This is a genomic window from Streptomyces sp. NPDC014656 (assembly GCF_043084305.1).
Classification (GTDB): domain Bacteria; phylum Actinomycetota; class Actinomycetes; order Streptomycetales; family Streptomycetaceae; genus Streptomyces.
Genome location: NZ_JBIBZN010000019.1, coordinates 1 through 16,698, shown reverse-complemented (window position 1 = coordinate 16,698; position 16,698 = coordinate 1). Strand labels below are relative to the sequence as shown.

18 protein-coding genes are annotated in these 16,698 nt (G+C 73.4%); 14 read left to right on the top strand and 4 right to left on the bottom strand.

Features of this window, described 5'->3' with window-relative positions; all coding sequences use genetic code 11:
- Window positions 1-42: 42 nt before the first annotated feature.
- Window positions 43-969 carry an N-acetylmuramic acid 6-phosphate etherase gene (gene murQ, locus ACF1ED_RS32205; RefSeq protein WP_391766533.1) on the bottom strand — a complete coding sequence of 309 codons (927 nt, stop codon included), beginning with the start codon at window positions 967-969 and terminating at the stop codon, window positions 43-45.
- Between the two features lie 74 nt (window positions 970-1,043).
- Window positions 1,044-1,973: a MurR/RpiR family transcriptional regulator gene (locus tag ACF1ED_RS32200; protein WP_391766531.1), complete on the bottom strand. Its 930-nt coding sequence runs from the start codon at window positions 1,971-1,973 to the stop codon at window positions 1,044-1,046.
- Between the two features lie 132 nt (window positions 1,974-2,105).
- On the opposite strand from ACF1ED_RS32200, the gene ACF1ED_RS32195 reads away from it, so the two are divergent.
- Window positions 2,106-2,462 (top strand): hypothetical protein, encoded by a 357-nt coding sequence (locus tag ACF1ED_RS32195; RefSeq protein ID WP_391766529.1) that lies wholly within the window; start codon window positions 2,106-2,108, stop codon window positions 2,460-2,462.
- Window positions 2,463-2,613: 151 nt separating this feature from the next.
- A complete protein-coding gene (locus ACF1ED_RS32190) occupies window positions 2,614-2,886 on the top strand; it encodes a DUF4031 domain-containing protein (protein ID WP_391766527.1) in 273 nt (90 codons plus the stop codon).
- A 148-nt stretch (window positions 2,887-3,034) separates the two neighbouring features.
- Here ACF1ED_RS32190 and ACF1ED_RS32185 read toward each other — a convergent pair whose 3' ends face one another.
- Complete coding sequence (locus tag ACF1ED_RS32185; protein WP_391766760.1) at window positions 3,035-4,249, bottom strand: Cmx/CmrA family chloramphenicol efflux MFS transporter; 1,215 nt, start codon at window positions 4,247-4,249, stop codon at window positions 3,035-3,037.
- A gap of 323 nt (window positions 4,250-4,572) precedes the next feature.
- Window positions 4,573-5,253, bottom strand: a complete 681-nt coding sequence (locus ACF1ED_RS32180) for a hypothetical protein (protein WP_391766525.1) — start codon at window positions 5,251-5,253, stop codon at window positions 4,573-4,575.
- A 164-nt stretch (window positions 5,254-5,417) separates the two neighbouring features.
- Between ACF1ED_RS32180 and ACF1ED_RS32175 the strand changes: the two genes are divergently transcribed.
- The 12 genes from ACF1ED_RS32175 to ACF1ED_RS32120 all read left to right on the top strand — a co-directional run.
- Window positions 5,418-6,854: an MFS transporter gene (locus tag ACF1ED_RS32175; RefSeq protein ID WP_391766523.1), complete on the top strand. Its 1,437-nt coding sequence runs from the start codon at window positions 5,418-5,420 to the stop codon at window positions 6,852-6,854.
- Between the two features lie 220 nt (window positions 6,855-7,074).
- Complete coding sequence (locus ACF1ED_RS32170; RefSeq protein ID WP_391766521.1) at window positions 7,075-8,244, top strand: trans-sulfuration enzyme family protein; 1,170 nt, start codon at window positions 7,075-7,077, stop codon at window positions 8,242-8,244.
- A gap of 100 nt (window positions 8,245-8,344) precedes the next feature.
- A complete protein-coding gene (locus tag ACF1ED_RS32165; protein ID WP_391766519.1) occupies window positions 8,345-8,887 on the top strand; it encodes a MaoC family dehydratase in 543 nt (180 codons plus the stop codon).
- A gap of 77 nt (window positions 8,888-8,964) precedes the next feature.
- Window positions 8,965-9,807: a class I SAM-dependent methyltransferase gene (locus ACF1ED_RS32160; protein ID WP_391766517.1), complete on the top strand. Its 843-nt coding sequence runs from the start codon at window positions 8,965-8,967 to the stop codon at window positions 9,805-9,807.
- Window positions 9,804-10,847, top strand: coding sequence for a class I SAM-dependent methyltransferase (locus tag ACF1ED_RS32155; protein ID WP_391766515.1), 1,044 nt, complete (start codon window positions 9,804-9,806; stop codon window positions 10,845-10,847). Before ACF1ED_RS32160 ends, ACF1ED_RS32155 begins: the two co-directional genes overlap by 4 nt.
- 23 nt (window positions 10,848-10,870) lie before the next feature.
- Window positions 10,871-11,764, top strand: a complete 894-nt coding sequence (locus ACF1ED_RS32150) for a diiron oxygenase (RefSeq protein WP_391766513.1) — start codon at window positions 10,871-10,873, stop codon at window positions 11,762-11,764.
- A gap of 52 nt (window positions 11,765-11,816) precedes the next feature.
- Window positions 11,817-12,671 carry a hypothetical protein gene (locus ACF1ED_RS32145; protein WP_391766511.1) on the top strand — a complete coding sequence of 285 codons (855 nt, stop codon included), beginning with the start codon at window positions 11,817-11,819 and terminating at the stop codon, window positions 12,669-12,671.
- A gap of 1 nt (window position 12,672) precedes the next feature.
- Window positions 12,673-13,116, top strand: a complete 444-nt coding sequence (gene acpS / locus ACF1ED_RS32140) for a holo-ACP synthase (protein WP_051842807.1) — start codon at window positions 12,673-12,675, stop codon at window positions 13,114-13,116.
- Between the two features lie 11 nt (window positions 13,117-13,127).
- A complete protein-coding gene (locus tag ACF1ED_RS32135; RefSeq protein ID WP_391766509.1) occupies window positions 13,128-13,385 on the top strand; it encodes a phosphopantetheine-binding protein in 258 nt (85 codons plus the stop codon).
- The gene (metK, locus tag ACF1ED_RS32130; RefSeq protein ID WP_391766507.1) at window positions 13,382-14,590 is read left to right on the top strand and encodes a methionine adenosyltransferase; all 1,209 of its coding nucleotides are present in this window, start codon (window positions 13,382-13,384) and stop codon (window positions 14,588-14,590) included. Before ACF1ED_RS32135 ends, metK begins: the two co-directional genes overlap by 4 nt.
- Before the next feature lie 5 nt (window positions 14,591-14,595).
- The gene (locus ACF1ED_RS32125) at window positions 14,596-15,579 is read left to right on the top strand and encodes a carbohydrate kinase family protein (RefSeq protein WP_391766505.1); all 984 of its coding nucleotides are present in this window, start codon (window positions 14,596-14,598) and stop codon (window positions 15,577-15,579) included.
- A gap of 101 nt (window positions 15,580-15,680) precedes the next feature.
- Window positions 15,681-16,698: homocysteine S-methyltransferase family protein (locus ACF1ED_RS32120; protein ID WP_391766758.1), on the top strand; the 1,018-nt coding region annotated here is incomplete at its 3' end.

Genomic DNA, 16,698 nt, shown 5'->3' with positions numbered 1-16,698 from the left:
CGGTGGTGCCTTCGGTACGGGGGTGGGGGAGGCGCGGGCGGCTCAGGCGGTCGCGTGCAGCGCCGCGCGCAGGTGGCCGTGGGAGTCCCGCAGCCGCTGGGCGGCGGTGGCGGCGTCGACGTCGGCGAGGATGATCAGGATGGCGTTCTTCACCTCCCCCTCGGCGGCGGTGAGGGCGGCCTCGATCTGCTCGTCGGGGGCGCCGGTCGCGAGGGCGACGATGCGGCGCGAGCGGGCCCGGAGCTTCTCGTTGGAGGCGCGGACGTCGACCATGAGGTTCCCGTAGGTCTTGCCGAGCCGGATCATGGTGATCGTCGAGATCATGTTGAGGACGAGCTTCTGGGCCGTACCGGCCTTCAACCGGGTGGAACCGGTGAGGAGTTCGGGGCCGGGGACGACCTCGATGCCGTGCTCGGCGGCGGCCGCGAGCGCGCTGTCCGCGTTGCAGGACAGCCCGATGGTGAGCGCGCCGAGGGCGCGGGCGTGCTCGACGGCGCCGATGGCGTACGGGGTGCGGCCGGAGGCGGAGATGCCGACGACGGTGTCGTCGGGGCCGGTGCCGAGCGCGTCGAGGTCGGCGGCGGCCAGTTCCTTGGAGTCCTCGGCGCCCTCGACGGCCCGGACCATGGCGGAGGGGCCGCCCGCGATCAGGCCGACGACCTGGGAGGGGTCGGTGTTGAAGGTCGGCGGGCACTCGCTGGCGTCGAGGACGCCGAGCCGCCCGGCGGTGCCGGCGCCCAGGTAGAGCAGCCGGCCGCCACGGGCCATCCGCTCGGCGGTCGCGTCGATGGCGGCGGCGATGGCGGGCAGCTCGCGGGCGACGGCGGCGGGGACGGACTGGTCCTCGCCGTTCATGGTGCGGGCGATCTCCAGGGTGGACAGCCGGTCGATCTCGGCCAGTTCGGGGCGGAAGGCCTCGGTGGTGAGGGTGGCCAGCTGGGCGCGGAGCTCGGAGTACGTGGTGGACACGGCGCGACTGCTTTCTTTCCTGGTCGGTGGTTTCGGTGGTCGGCGGGGGGTGAGGTGAGCGGGCGGTCCGGGGGTCAGCGGGCGGTGCGGGGGGCGTGGCGGTGGGCGAGTGCCTCGTACGAGGCCGCGAGGGCGGGGGCGGCGGTCTCGTACGTGCGCTGGGTGACGCAGGTGAACAGGCAGTCCACGACCAGGAGCTGGCTGGTGCGGGACGACATGGCGGCCGGTCTCAGCTCGCTCTCGCGGGCGGTGGAGGTGGTCAGCAGGTGGTCGGCGTACTGGCTGACCGGGCCGTCCGGGCGGCCGGTGATCGCGACCGTGGTGGCGCCGTGCTCGAAGGCGACCCGAAGCGGTTCTATGACGTCGCCGGTGGAGCCGGAGTGGGTGATCGCGAGGGCGACGTCGCCGGAGCGGAGCTGCACGGCGTTGGTGACGGCGAGGTGCGGGTCGCTGTGGGCGTGGGCGACCAGCCCGATCCGCAGGAGCTTCTGCGCGAGGTCCTGGGCGACGAGGCCGGAGGCGCCGACGCCGTACACGTCGATCCGGCGGGCGGTGGCGCAGGCGGCGGCGACCGCGCCGAGCTGCACGGTGTCGAGGCCGGCGGCGGTGTCGGCGAGGGTCTGCCGCTCGTCGTGCGCGAGCTTGGCGACGACGTCGGCGACCGGGTCGTCCACGGCGATGTCGGCGGTGACCGAAGGGGCCCGCCCCGACTGCTGCTGGGCGGCGAGCCCGGCGAGCGCGAGGCGCAGGTCGCGGTAGCCCGGGTAGCCGAGGATCCGCGCGGTGCGCACGACGGTGGCCTCGCTGGTGCCGGTCAGCTCGGCGAGCCCGGTGACCGTGAGGGCGGCGCACCCGGCGGGGTCCCCGGCGACGGCCTCGGCGACCCGCTGCATGGAGCGGGTCATGGAAGGGGAGAGCGTCCGCACCTTGGCGGCGAGGGCGGCGGGTGCGGGGGGAGCGGTGGCCGTCTCGCCGCTGAAAGTTTCCTTCACGTCATTGGTCACGATTGAAAGATACTTTCAGGAGTAGGGGGCGGACAAGACCCCGTACGTCCCGGATGGCGGGAGGACCTTCGTCCCCCTCCGGGAGGGGGACGGGCCTTCGTCGTTCCCGCCCCGGCGGGGGACAATGACCCCATGGACGACATCGACCCCGTGGAGCAGGCGCTGCACGCCGCTCGCGCACTGGTGCTGGCCGACCTCGCGGCCCGTGACGTGGCCGCCGCCCAGGTCGTGTCGATGGTGGAGGACGCGGTGACGCACCGCCGCTGGTGGGTCGAGCAGTGGCCCGAGGGCGTCGAGTACGTCGCCGGCCTCGTCGCCCAGGACGTCCAGGACGCCCTCCTGGAGGCGTACGGCCGCTGGCCCCTCTGCCCCGTCTGCTCCTCCGGCGACCCCCACGCCCTCGACGTCGAGCCCGAACTGGGCGCCGACCCCCACTGGGTCTGCGGCAAGCAGGGCGTGGTGGTGGCGCGGGTCGGGAGCCTGACGTGAGGAGGGCCGAGACGGGGAGAATCGGGGCGGGGAGCGCCGGGGCGGGGAGCGCCGGGGCGGGGGGCGCCCGGGCGTCCGCGCGTACGGGCTCCGCTCCGGCCCCCGCGCGTACGGGCTCCGCTCCGGCGCGCGCCGTGACGGGCCCCGTACGGTGACCCTCTACATCGACCCCCCGACCTGGCCCGGCCACGGCCGCATGTGGTCCCACCTGGTCAGCGACGCCTCCTTCGACGAGCTCCACGCCTTCGCCGCCGCCCTCGGCGCCCCCGCCCGCGGCTTCGACCGCGACCACTACGACATCCCCTCCGACTGGTACGAGAAGACGGTCGCCGCCGGCGCCGTCGAGGTCGGCTCCAAGGAACTCCTCCGCCGCCTCACGGCCGCCGGCCTCCGCCGCCCGAAGGGGCGGGCGGCGGGGAGGTAGGGGGCTCTCCCCCGGGCCCTCGGCCCTTTCCCCCGGGCCCCGGCCCTTTCCCCCGCGCCCCTGGCCCTTTCCTCCCGGGCCCCGGGGGGAAAGGGGCGCGTGCCTGTCGGCCGCGCCTTCGTGGGCCGGGGGGCGTGCGGGCCGGGTGTCAGTCCTGGTGGTCGTACGTCTTCTGGCGGGCCGGGGCGGCCTGGGCGCCGATGACCACGCGGGACTTGCTCGCGCGGGTGAGGCGGAGGGAGACGGCGACGGCGGCGAGGGCCAGGAGGGTCATGGCGGCACCGGCCCAGGCGGGGGAGGCGTAGCCGAGGTTCGCGTCGATGACGGTGCCGCCCAGCCAGGGGCCGCCGGTGTTGCCGAGGTTGAAGGCGGCGGTGGTGGTGGCGCCGGCGAGGGTGGGGGCGGCGCCGGCGACGTTGAACATGCGGGCGTTGAGGGCGGGGGCCGTGTAGAAGGCGGAGACGCCGAGGAGGAAGGCCAGCAGGACCGTCGCCACCGGGGAGGAGGCGAGGAGGGCCAGGGCCGCGAGGAAGACCGTCGAGGCGGTGATGCCGCTGAGGAGGACGCCGAAGAGGTGGGCGTCGGCCACCCGGCCGCCGATGGCCGTGCCGATCAGGGCGCCGATGCCGAAGAGGGCCAGGACGGCCGAGACCCAGGACTTGTCCAGGCCCGAGACGTCGGTGAGGAGCGGCGCCAGGTAGGAGAAGGCGCAGAAGACGCCGCCGGCGGCGAGGGCGGTGATCACGACGGAGAGGAGGACCTGGCGGTCGCGGTAGATCGTGAGCTCGTGGCGGAGGCGGGGCTTCGTCTCGGGGAGGGGGATGCGGGGGATCCGGGTCACCACGCCCACCAGGGCGATCGCGGACGCGGCGGCCACCGCCCAGAAGGCGGAGCGCCAGCCGAGGTGCTCGCCGAGGAAGGAGCCGGCGGGGACGCCGAGGACGTTGGCTATGGAGAGGCCGCCGATCATGACGGCCATGGCGCGGGCGCGGGAACCGACCGGGACCATCGCGATGGCGACCGCCGCGCCGACGGCCCAGAAGCCGGCGCAGGCGAGGGCGCTGATCACGCGGGACGCGAAGAGGATCGCGTAGTTCGGGGCGAGGGCGCCGGCGATCTGGCCGAGGCCGAAGACGGTGATCAGGGCGACCAGGGTGGTCTTACGGGGGAGGCGGAGGGTGGCCACCGCGAGGAGCGGGGCGCCGATCACCATGCCGATGGCGAAGGCGGAGATGAGGAGGCCGGCCTGCGGGATGGAGACGTCCATGTCCTCCGCGATGGGCTGCAGGAGGCCGGAGAGCATGAACTCGCTCGTGCCGAGTGCGAAGACGGAGAGGCCGAGGATGTAGACGGCCAGGGGCATCCGGGGGGATGCGGGGGTGGGGGAGGTGGGGGTGGGAGCGGGGGAGTCGGTGTCGGTGGGGGGCTCGGCTGAGGGAGAGGGCATGACATGTGTCAACGGGTGATTCGTCCCTGTCATTCCGGCGGGACGGTTCTTCTCGCCATGTGAGAAAGGGCTTCCCTCCAGGCGGGAGGGGGCTTCCCTCCGTGTGAGGAGGGGCTTCCCGTCGCCGGGAGCCCCTGTGCCCACCGTGCCCCCCGTGCCCCCCCGCACCCCTGTGCCCCCCGCTCCTCCCGCCCGGCGCCGGGCATCCCGGGCCGGCCCGCGCGGCGGGAGGGGCGCGCTCAGGCTTCGGCCGTCAGCTCCGCGAGTTCCCGCTCCAGGTTCTCCCGTGCCTTCTCCTCCCAGACCGCCGCCCCGTACGGGGTGCGGAAGAGGCGGGGGAGGTCGAGGAGGTGGCGGAGGACGGCGGCGCGGCCCTCCCGGAAGGCATCGTCGGGGACGAAGGCGTACTCCTCGCGGACGGCCGCCGCATACCCCCTGTAGGTATCGGGGTCGGTGGCGAGGATCGCGAGGTCGGCGTCGCAGAGGGTCTCGCCGTTGAGGTCGCCGGGAGCCGGGTCGTGGGTGACGGTGAGGCGGACCAGGCGGGCCACCTCGGCCACCTCCCGCTCCGTCAGTCCGGCCTCGCGCAGGGCGCGTTCGGCGAGGTGGGCCGAGCGTTCCTCGTTCTCGGAGCGGTCGGGGCGGTAGACGGCGTCGTGGAACCAGGCGGCGAGGCGGACGAGTTCGAGCTCCCCGCCCTCGCCGCCCTGGTCGGTGAGCTCGTCGATGCGGTCGAGGACCGCCCGCAGGTGGGCGGTGGTGTGGTAGCGGCGCTGCGGTTCGGCCCAGCGGGCGAGCAGGTCGTGGCCGTACGCGGTGGGGTCGGGGCCCTCGCGGCCGGCGCGGGCGGCGAGCAGGGTGGCGTTCCAGCGCCGGAGGAGTCCGCCGGTCCCGTTCGTGCTGTCCTCGGTTGCGGTCATGGGCGCATTGTGCCCGCCGGGGCGGCCGGATCCCGGCCGGAAGCGCGCCCTCATCTCACTCTTACATACCCCCCATGGGTATGCTACGGTGCTCCGCGAAGGTACCCCCCAGGGGTATGTGAACGGCCCGGGTCACCGGTCGGCCGCGAGTGAAGGGCAGTGCGATGTCAAACGTCAACCCCCGGCGCTGGTGGGCACTCCTCGTGCTCGCCACCGCCCAGTTCATGGTCATCATGGACACCTCGATCATCGGGGTGGCGCTCCCCGAGATGCAGAAGGACCTGGGCTTCTCCCAGGGCGAGCTCCAGTGGGTCTTCAACGCCTACGTGATCGTCTTCGGCGGCCTGCTGCTCCTCGGCGGACGCCTCTCCGACCTCGTCGGCGCCCGGAAGATCTTCGTCACCGGCTGGGCCGTCATGATCGCCGGCTCGGTGCTCGCCGCCGCCGCGCAGACCGCCTGGGTCGAGATCGCCGGCCGCGCCGTGCAGGGCGTCGGCGGCGCGCTCATCGCGCCCTCCGCGATGACCCTGCTGATGATGCTCTTCATGCACGACCCGAAGGAGCTCGGCAAGGCCATGGCGCTGTACGGCGCCGCGGCCCCGGCCGGCGGCACCGCGGGCGTCTTCCTCGGCGGCGTCTTCACCGAGTGGGCCGCCTGGCAGTGGGTCTTCATCATCTACATCCCGATCGGCCTGGCCACCCTCGCCGCCACCAGGCTCCTCCCCGAGGTCGGCTCCCGCCGCGGCTCCGTCGACGTCCTCGGCGCCGCCGCCGTCACCGCCGGTCTCGCGCTCGCCGTCTTCGCCGTGGTCCGCGCCCCCGAGGTCGGCTGGGGCTCCACCGGCACGATCCTCCAGCTGGCCGGCGCCGCCGTCCTCCTGGTCCTCTTCCTCGTGATCCAGAAGTCGGTCCGCGAGCCCCTCATGCCGCTCAGCGTCTGGCGGGTCCCGCGCCTCGGCTCGGCCAACCTGGCGATGACGCTGCTCGGCGCCGCGTGGATCCCGATGTGGTACTTCCTCAACCTGTACCTCCAGCAGGTCCTCGGCTACGGGGCCTTCGCCTCCGGCGCCGCGCTGCTCCCGATGACCGTGCTCCTCATGATCTTCATGACGGCCATCACCTCCCGCCTGATGATGAAGGTCGGCGCCAAGCCGCTGATCGGCGGCGGCCTGCTGGTCCTCGCCGCCGGCCTGGTCTGGCTCGCGGCCGTGGAGCCCACCGGCTCCTTCCTCGTCGACGTCCTGCCGGCCTCGCTGGTCGCCGCGCTCGGCATGTCCCTCGCCTACATCCCGGCGATGATCGCCGCGATGTCCGGCGCCCCGCAGGAGCAGGCCGGTCTCGCCTCCGGCATCGTCAACACCACCTACAACGTCGGCTCCGCGCTCGGCCTCGCCGCCCTCACCGCCGTCGCCATGTCGCAGGGCGCCGACCAGCTCGGCAACCTGCCCAGGCTCACCGAGGGCTTCTCCGCCGCCTTCATCGGCGCCGCGGTCATCGCCGCCGTCGGCGGTGTCGTCACCCTCCTGGTGATGAAGGGCGACAAGGCCGTGGCCGCCGAGGCCGCCGCCCCCGCCGCGCAGGGGGAGAAGGTCGCGGCCTGAGCCGCCCGGTCCGCCGGGTCCGCCCGGTCCGCCCGAGCCGCCCCGGCTGCCCGAGCCGCCCCGGCCACCCCGTCCCGAAGGGGCCGCCCGATGTCCGTCCCGGACGTCGGGCGGCCCCTTTCCCGTCCCCCTCCCGTTCCTCCTCCCGCCCCCGCCCCCGCCCCCTCCAGTCCCCCGTCCCCTCCCCTCCCCTCCCCTCCCCTCCTCGGAAAGGAAGTCCATGGAGCTCAACACCCGGGCCGTGCACGTCGTCAACGAGCCCTTCGGAGACGGCAGCTGGCCGCTGTCCGTGCCGCTCGTGCAGTCCTCCGCCTTCGCCTTCGACTCGGCCGCCGAGCTGGCCGACGCGATGGCCGGACCCGACGGCCGGTACGTCTACGGCCGCCGCGGCAACCCGACGGTCCGCGCCCTGGAGCAGACCCTCGCCGGCCTGGAGCGGGGCGAGGGCGCCCTCGCCTTCGCCTCCGGGATGGGCGCGATCAGCGGCGTCCTGCTCGCGCTGCTGCGGCCCGGCGACCGGGTGGTCGCCCAGCGCTGCCTGTACGGCGGGACGCACGCCGTCCTGGCGGACCTGGCGGAGCGGTACGGGATCGAGGTCGTCCGGATATCCGGCGACGACCCGGCCGAGCTGGAGGCCGCCGCCGCGCACCCCGCGACCCGGCTCCTCGTCCTGGAGACGATCGCCAACCCCACCGGGCAGGTCCCGGACCTGCCCGGGCTGCTCGCCGCCGCCCGCGCCCTCGGGGTGACGAGCCTGGTGGACAACTCGCTCGCCTCGCCCGTGCTGTGCCGCCCGCTGGAGCTCGGCGCCGACATCGTCGTGCACTCCACCACCAAGTACCTCTCCGGGCACTCCGACGTGCTGGGCGGCGCGGCCGTCTTCGCGGACGGGGCGCTGCGCCGCCGGATCTGGCCCCGCACGGTCGAACTCGGCGCCTGCGCGGACCCGTTCGCGGCCTGGCTCACCCTGCGGGGGCTGCCCACGCTGCCGCTGCGGATGCGCGAGCACTGCGCCAACGCCGCGGCCCTCGCCGAGCTGTTCGCCGCCCGCCCCGACGTGGTGGCCGTGCACCATCCGTGGCGCCCGGACCACCCCTCGTACGACACCGCCCGGAAGGTGCTGGCCGGCGGGGGCGGGCTGCTCTCCTTCGAGCTCGCCGGGGGGTGGGAGGCGGGCCGGGCCTTCATCGAGCGGGTGCGGCTCGCGAAGCTCGCGCTCTCGCTCGGCGGGGTGGAGACGCTCGTGGCCCATCCGGCGTCCACCTCCCACCGCGAGCTGGACGCGGACGCCCTCCGGGCCGCGGGGATCGCTCCCGGGCTCGTGCGGATGTCCGTCGGCATCGAGGACGTCGAGGACCTGTGGGCCGATGTCGAACAGGCCCTCGCCTGAAGGGAGTCGGAGCTTCTTTTGGGTTGACAAAATAAATGAGCGATTCGTAGATTGGGTGATGCCAGGAAACGTAGAACTCCTAGGTCAAGGGGGGCGTCCGATGCGCTACTTCGAGGACTTCCGGCCCGGCGACGTCCATGAACTGGGCACCGTCACCGTCACGGCGGAGGAGGTGCTGGACTTCGGCAGGCGCTTCGACCCGCAGCCCTTCCACACGGACCCGGAGCGGGCGAAGGACTCGCCGTTCGGCGGCCTGATCGCGAGCGGCTTCCACACCCAGGCGCTCTTCATGCGGCGGTACGTCGACGGCCTGCTCGCCTACAGCGACTGCCTGGGCTCGCCCGGCATCGACGAGGTCCGCTACCTGCGCCCGGTCCGCCCGGGCGACGTCCTGACCGCCCGCGTCGAGGTCCTCGGCGCCACCCCGTCGCCCTTCAACCCCGCCACCGGCACCGTCAAGCCGCGGTGCACGCTCGTGGCCGCCGACGGGACGGCCGTGTTCAGCATGATCCTGCACAGCATCTTCCGCCGGCGCCCCGACGGCACCGAGGCCGCGCATCCGTCGTCGATGCCCGCGGCCGAGGACCCCGTCGGCTGCACGGGCGCCCGGGCCAAGAGCTGTGTCCCGGCCATGACCGCCTGACGGGGCCGTATCCCCGCCCGGCCCTGAACACGGCCGTCCGCACCTCTCCTGACCACCGACCCGAAGGGGGACCTCCCGTGGAGGCCGTATCCCGCACCGCCCAGTGGACCGCCGCCGCGCGGGCCCTGGAGACCGAGCGCGAGGACCGGCTGTTCGCCGATCCCTACGCGCGCACCGTCGCCGACGAGACCGGCTTCGAGCTGCTCAAGCGCTACGACGGCGGCGGCATCGTGCCGTTCCTCGCCATCCGCACCACCTACCTCGACCGGGCGATCGTCCGGGCCGTCCGGGAGCGCGGCATCCGCCAGGTCGTCTTCCTCGCCGCCGGCATGGACACCCGCTTCTACCGGCTGCCCTGGCCCGACGGCGTCACCGTCTACGAGCTCGACCGCCCCGCGCTCCTGGAGGCCAAGGCCGGGATGCTCAGGGACGAGCCGCGGCCCGCAGGACGCACCCGCGTCGCCGTCCCCGTCGACCTCACCCAGGACTGGACGGGGCCGCTGAAGGAGGCCGGCTGGAAGAGCGACGAGCCGGTCCTCTGGGTCGTCGAGGGCCTGCTGTTCTTCCTCCCCGAGCAGGCCGTGCGGACCCTGATCTCGACCCTCGCCGCCCACGCCGCACCCGGCTCCGTGCTGCTCGGCGACGTCATCTCCCGGGCCGCCCTCGTCAACCCGCTCGCCCGCTCCTTCATGAAGGCGCTGGAGGAGGACGGCAACCCCTGGCTCTTCGGCACCGAGGAGCCCGAGGCGCTGCTCGCCGACTGCGGCTGGTCCGTCCGCGAGGTGAAGCAGCCCGGCGAGGCCGGCGCCGACTTCGACCGCTGGCCCTACCCGGTCCCCGCCCGCACCGTCCCGGGCGTCCCCCGCTCCTTCCTGTTCAGCTGCGAACTGCCCGGACACGACGAGGAGGCGGCCGCGTGAGCGCCCACGACTTCCACCAGAGGGTCATCACCGACGCCGGCGCGGCCGTCCGCGGCCTGACCGTCGCCCTCGGCGAGCGCCTCGGCCTCTACAAGGCCCTCGCCGCCGGAGGCCCGCTCACCGCCGCCGCGCTGGCGGAGCGGACCGGCACGGACGAGCGGTACGTCGAGGAGTGGCTGCACGCCCAGCTCTCCGCCGGGTACGTCGAGCGGCACCCGAGCTCGCTCGCGTACACGCTCCCCGCCGACCACGCGGAGGTGCTGGCCGACCCGAAGGCCGTCACCTACGCCGCCGGCTTCTTCACCGCCCTCAAGGCGCTGTACGCCACCGAGGACCTGCTGGTCGAGGCGTACCGCACCGGCGACGGCGTCGGCTGGGCCGAGCACGACGCGGCCCTCGACACCGGCATGGGCTCCTTCTTCCAGCCGACGTACGAGCACAAGCTCGTCCCCGACTGGCTGCCCGCGCTCCACGGGGTCACGGACAAGCTCGCCGCCGGCGGCACCGTCGCGGACGTCGGCTGCGGCGTCGGGCACACCACCCTGCTCATCGCGAAGGCCTTCCCGAACGCCACCGTCCACGGCTTCGACTACTCCGAGGAGGCCATCGCGATCGCCCGCGAGCTGGCCGAGGAGGCCGGCCTCTCCGGCCGGGTCGTCTTCGAGGTCGCCTCCGCCGACGACTACCCCGGCACCGGCTACGACCTGGTCTGCTTCTTCAACGCCCTGCACGACATGGGCGACCCGGTCGCCGCCGCCCAGCACGTCCACAAGTCCCTGGACGCGGAAGGCACCTGGATGCTCGTCGAGTCCAACGTCTCGCCGGGCGACGTCGACACCCGGACGCCCGCCGCCCGCATGTTCATGGCCCTGTCCGCCGTGATGTGCCTGCCGGTCGCGGTCGCCCAGCGCGGCCCGCACGCGCTGGGCAACCACTCCGGCGAGAGGGCCTTCCGGGCCATCGCCGAGGAGGCCGGCTTCACCCGCTGGCGGCGCGCCGCCGAGACCCCGGTCAACGCGGTCTACGAAGTCCGCCCGTAACCGAACTCCGAAGGAGCGAGACCATGGGCGTCGCCGCCCCCCTCCCCGTCACCGACCGCTTCATGGAGGTGTTGAGCCGCCTCAGCGAGCGCTCGGTCGAGGACTACTACAACCCGTACCAGACCTTCCAGTGGCCCGAGACCCTGGAGGAGAACCGTTTCTGGATGACGCCGGAGCTGCTCACCGTCCACGGCACCGAGCACTACGACGCACTCGGTGAGGAAACGCTTCAGCGCCTCTCCAAGTGGGAGTCGGTCAACTTCTACAGCCTCAACGTGCACGGCATCCGCGAACTCCTCATCGAGGTCGTCGGCCGCATCCACATGCCGGGCTTCGAGGTCCCCTCGGACTTCTTCCACCACTTCATCGGCGAGGAGAACGAACACATGTGGTTCTTCTCCGAGTTCTGCCGGCGCTACGGCCACAAGATCTACGGCTCCACCGCCATGCGCGCCGACGCCGCCTGGGAACCCGAGGTCGAGAACTTCCTCGTCTTCACCCGGATCCTCTTCTTCGAGGAGCTGGTCGACCACTACAACTCCCGGATGGCGAAGGACGACTCCCTCTGCCACACCATCCGCGAGGTCAACCGCATCCACCACCAGGACGAGTCCCGCCACATCGCCTTCGGCCGCGAGCTCGTCTCCCTGCTGTACCAGCGCATGTGCGAGGCCGTGCCCGCCGCGCGCGTCCGCGAGGTGGAGGCGTACCTCAAGCGGTACGTCGTCTACAGCGTCAACTCCCTCTACAACCCCCACGTGTACAAGGACGCCGGCATCCCCGACCCGCTCGGCCTGCGCAACGCGCTCATCGCCGACCCGGCCCGCCGCGCCCACGAGCGCAGGGCGATCCGCAAGCCGCTCGCCTTCTTCCTGAAGACCGGGATCTTCTCGGACGACACCCTGCCCGTCCTCTGAGAACGCCCGGGAGCACCCACCCGAGAGCCCTCACCCGAGAGGTGCACCGACCATGACCGTCACCACCCCCGAGACCGTCGGGGCGACCAGGGGCCTGCCCTCCCTGGGGCCGGAGGGGACCCGCCTGCTGCGGCTCCTCGACGACACCTTCGAGAGCTGGGGCGTCGCCGCGGGCGCCCGCCCGATGACCATGCCCCCGCTGCTGCCCGCCACCGACCTGGCGCGGCTCGACTACTACGACAACTTCCCCCACCAGGCCGTCCTCGCCGCCCCCCTCGACCTGGAGAAGCGGCTCACCACCCCCTTCGACGGCGAACGCGGCCACTGGCCGGCCGCCTCCCTCGAACCGGCCGGCCTCGGCCTGCCGTCCGCCTCCTGCTACGCCGTCTACCTGGACCACCAGGGCCGGCAGGTCGCCGACGACACCCTCGTCACCGTCTGCTCGTGGTGCTTCCGCAAGGAGACCCACTACGAGGGCATGCGCCGCCAGCTCGGCTTCCGCATGCGGGAGGTCGTCGCCATCGGCAGCCGCGAGCACGCCGAGGACCACCTCACCGCCTTCACCGCCCGCGTCGACGCCTTCGCCGGGGCCGTCGGCCTGAGCCTGCGCAAGGAGGCCGCCTGCGACCCCTTCTTCGACAAGGGCGGCTCGAAGGCGCTCCTCCAGCGGCTCACCCCGGTGAAGTACGAGTTCCTGTACGAGGACCTGGCGATCGCCTCGGTCAACACCCACCGCAACTTCTTCGGCGAGCGCTGCGACATCACGCTCGCCTCGACCGGAGGCCCGGCCTTCACCAGCTGCGTCGCCTTCGGCCTCGAACGCTGGCTGTCCGCGCTGACCCGCCGCCACGGCGGCTGGGAGGCGGCGACCCGGGCGGTCCTGGACGCGGCCGGGCCGGTGACCTGACGTGCCGGCCCGACCCGTCGCCCCGCCGGCGGGCGGCCTGGGCTGGGCGAACCTCGGCATGGACATCGTGTCCGTCAACCGTGTCCGCCGGCTCCTCGACCAGTACGGGGAGCGCTTCTTCGAGCGGATGCTCACCCCCGGCGAACTCGCCGACTGCCGCACCTCCACCGGGCTCGACGTGCTGAGCCTGTGCGGACGGATCGCGGCCAAGGAAGCGGCCTTCAAGACCTTACGGGTCAGGGGCAGGTTCCTGCCCTGGCCGGAGATCGTGGTGCGGCGCTCCGACGGAGGCTGGCCGCTCGTCGAACTCCACGGCGCCGCCGCCGAGATGGCCGCCGGATCCGGCATCGCCGAGATCACCGTGTCCATCAGCCACGACGTGGACTACGCGGTGGCGGTCGCCGCCCCGATCATCGCCCACACCCCACCCACGCACACGAGTTGAGGAGATCCCCCATGGCCGACGGCCTGCAGCAGGTGAAGAACTGGATCCTGGAGCGCCACCCCGAGCGCCAGGACATCGCCCCCGACCTCGACCTCATCGAGAACCGGCTCATCGACTCCCTCTCCTTCGTCGAGTTCGTCTTCCTGCTGGAGCAGGAGAGCGGCGTCTCCATCCAGATGGAGACCCTGGAGGTCGACGCCATCCGCACCCTCGGCGCGATCGAGACGCACTTCTTCACGAAGACCGGGGCGGAGGCGGTCCAGGCATGAGCGGGCGCCTCTTCACCTCGGAGTCCGTGACCGAGGGCCACCCCGACAAGATCGCCGACCGGATCAGCGACACCGTCCTGGACGCCCTCCTCGCCCAGGACCCGGAGGCCCGCGTGGCCGTCGAGACGCTGATCACCACCGGCCAGGTCCACATCGCCGGCGAGGTCACCACCACCGCCTACGCCCCGATCGCCCAGCTGGTCCGCGACGCCATCCTGGACATCGGCTACGACTCCTCCGCCAAGGGCTTCGACGGCGCCTCCTGCGGCGTCTCCGTCTCCATCGGCGCCCAGTCCCCGGACATCGCGCAGGGCGTCGACACCGCCTACGAGTCCCGGGTCGAGGGGGAGGACGCCGAGCTGTCCGCGCAGGGCGCCGGCGACCAGGGGCTGATGTTCGGCTACGCCTGCGACGACACCGCCGAGCTGATGCCGCTGCCGATCGCCCTCGCGCACCGGCTCTCCCGCCGCCTCACCGAGGTCCGCAAGGACGGCACCGTGCCGTACCTGCGGCCCGACGGGAAGACGCAGGTCACCATCGAGTACGACGGCGACCGCCCGGTCCGCCTCGACACCGTCGTCGTCTCCTCGCAGCACGCCGCCGACATCTCCGTCGAGGGCCTGCTCACCCCCGACGTCCGCGAGTACGTCGTCGAGCACGTCCTCAAGGAGCTGGCCGAGGAGGGCGTGAGCCTGGAGTCCGACGGCTACCGGCTGCTGGTGAACCCGACCGGCCGCTTCGAGGTCGGCGGCCCGATGGGCGACGCCGGCCTCACCGGCCGCAAGATCATCATCGACACGTACGGCGGCATGGCCCGCCACGGCGGCGGCGCCTTCTCCGGCAAGGACCCGTCCAAGGTCGACCGCTCGGCCGCCTACGCCATGCGCTGGGTCGCCAAGAACGTGGTCGCGGCCGGGCTCGCCCGCCGCTGCGAGGTCCAGGTCGCCTACGCCATCGGCAAGGCCGAGCCCGTCGGCCTCTTCGTCGAGACCTTCGGCACCGAGACCGTCGCCGTGGAGCGGATCCAGGACGCCGTGCGCCAGGTCTTCGACCTGCGGCCGGCCGCGGTCATCCGCGACCTGGACCTCAAGCGGCCCGTCTACGCGGCGACCTCGGCGTACGGCCACTTCGGCCGCGAGCTCCCGGACTTCACCTGGGAGCGCACCGACCGCGTCGACGCCCTCAAGACCGCGGCGGAGGTCTGACGGTCATGCGCGTCGCTGTCACGGGTTCCATCGCGACCGACCACCTGATGACCTTCCCCGGCCTGTTCGCCGAGCAGCTGCTCGCCGGCCGGCTGGACCGGGTCTCCCTGTCGTTCCTCGCCGACGACCTGGAGGTCAGGCGCGGCGGAGTGGCGGCGAACATCGCCTTCGGGCTCGGCACGCTCGGACTGCGCCCCGTCCTCGTGGGCGCGGTCGGCGCCGACTTCGAGCCGTACCGGATCCGGCTCAAGGAGCACGGCGTGGACACCGACTCGGTGCGCGTCAGCGGGTCCCTGCACACCGCCCGCTTCGTCTGCACCACCGACCGGGCGCAGAACCAGATCGCCACCTTCTACGCGGGGGCGATGGCCGAGGCGCGCGCGATCGACCTCCGCGAGGTCGTCCGCCGCACCGGCCGCCTGGACCTCGTCCTGGTCTCCCCGGACGACCCCGAGGCCATGCTCCGGCACACCCGCGCCTGCCGCGAGCTCGGCATCCCCTTCGCCGCCGACCCCTCGCAGCAGCTCGCGCGGCTCGACGGGGACGCGGTGCGGGAGCTGGTGGACGGCGCCCGGTTCCTCTTCACCAACGAGTACGAGACCGCGCTCCTCCTGGAGAAGACCGGCTGGACGGAGACGGAGGTGCTGCGCCGGGCCGCCACCTGGGTCACCACCCACGGCGAGGCGGGCGTCCGGATCCGGGGCGAGGGCCGCGCCCCCCTGGCGGTGCCCGCCGTCCCGGTGCCCGCCGTGACCGACCCGACCGGCGTCGGCGACGCCTTCCGGGCCGGTTTCCTCGCCGGCACCCTGTGGGGCGTCCCCGAGCGGTGCGCCGCCCAGCTGGGCTGCGCCGTGGCCTCGACCGTCCTCGGCTCCGTCGGCACCCAGGAGTACCGGCTCCACCGGGAGCCGCTGCTCGACCGGATCCGCACCGCCTACGGGCCCGGCTGCGCGGCCGCCCTCGTGGCGCACCTGAGGGGGCTGACGTGAGCCGTTCCCCGAGGCCGTCCCCGATTCCGTCCCCGAGCCCGTCCCCGAGGCCGTCGCTGCGGGAGGAGTTCGCCCGCCGCGTCGTCGTCGCCGACGGCGCCATGGGCACCATGCTCCAGGCCGCCGACCCGACGCTGGACGACTTCACCGGCCTCGAAGGCTGCAACGAGATCCTGAACCTCACCCGCCCCGACGTCGTCGCCTCCGTCCACGACGCCTACTTCTCGGTGGGCGTGGACTGCGTCGAGACCAACACCTTCGGGGCGAACCTCGCCGCGCTCGCCGAGTACGGCGTCGAGGACCGGGTGTACGAGCTGTCCGAGGCCGGCGCCCGGATCGCCCGCGAGGTCGCCGACGGGTTCACCGCCGCCGACGGCCGGCCCCGCTGGGTCCTCGGCTCCATGGGACCCGGCACCAAGCTGCCGACCCTCGGGCACGTCGCGTACGGCCCCCTGCGCGACGCCTTCCAGCAGAACGCGGAGGGCCTGGTGCGGGGCGGCGCGGACGCCCTCCTCGTCGAGACCTCGCAGGACCTGCTCCAGACGAAGGCGGCCGTCGTCGGCGCCCGCCGCGCCCTGGACCGGGTCGGCGTGGACCTGCCGGTCATCGTGCAGGTGACGGTGGAGACGACGGGCACGATGCTGCTCGGCTCCGAGATCGGGGCGGCGCTCACCGCCCTGGAGCCGCTGGGCATCGACATGATCGGCCTCAACTGCGCCACGGGCCCGGTGGAGATGGCCGAGCACCTCCGCCACCTCGCCCGGCACTCCCGCGTCCCGCTGTCGGTGATGCCCAACGCTGGCCTGCCCGTCCTCACCTCCGACGGCGCCCACTACCCCCTGGGCCCGGAGGAACTGGCCGCCGCCCAGGAGGAGTTCGTCCGGACCTTCGGTCCCGCACTGGTCGGCGGCTGCTGCGGCACGACCCCGGAGCACCTGCGGGCCGTCGTGGACCGGGTCCGGGGCGCCGCCGTCCTGGACCGCCGCCCCGCCCCCGAGCCGGGCGCGGCCTCGCTCTACACCCACGTGCCGTTCCGGCAGGACACCTCGTACCTGGCGATCGGCGAGCGGACGAACGCGAACGGGTCGAAGAAGTTCCGCGAGGCCATGCTGGAGGGCC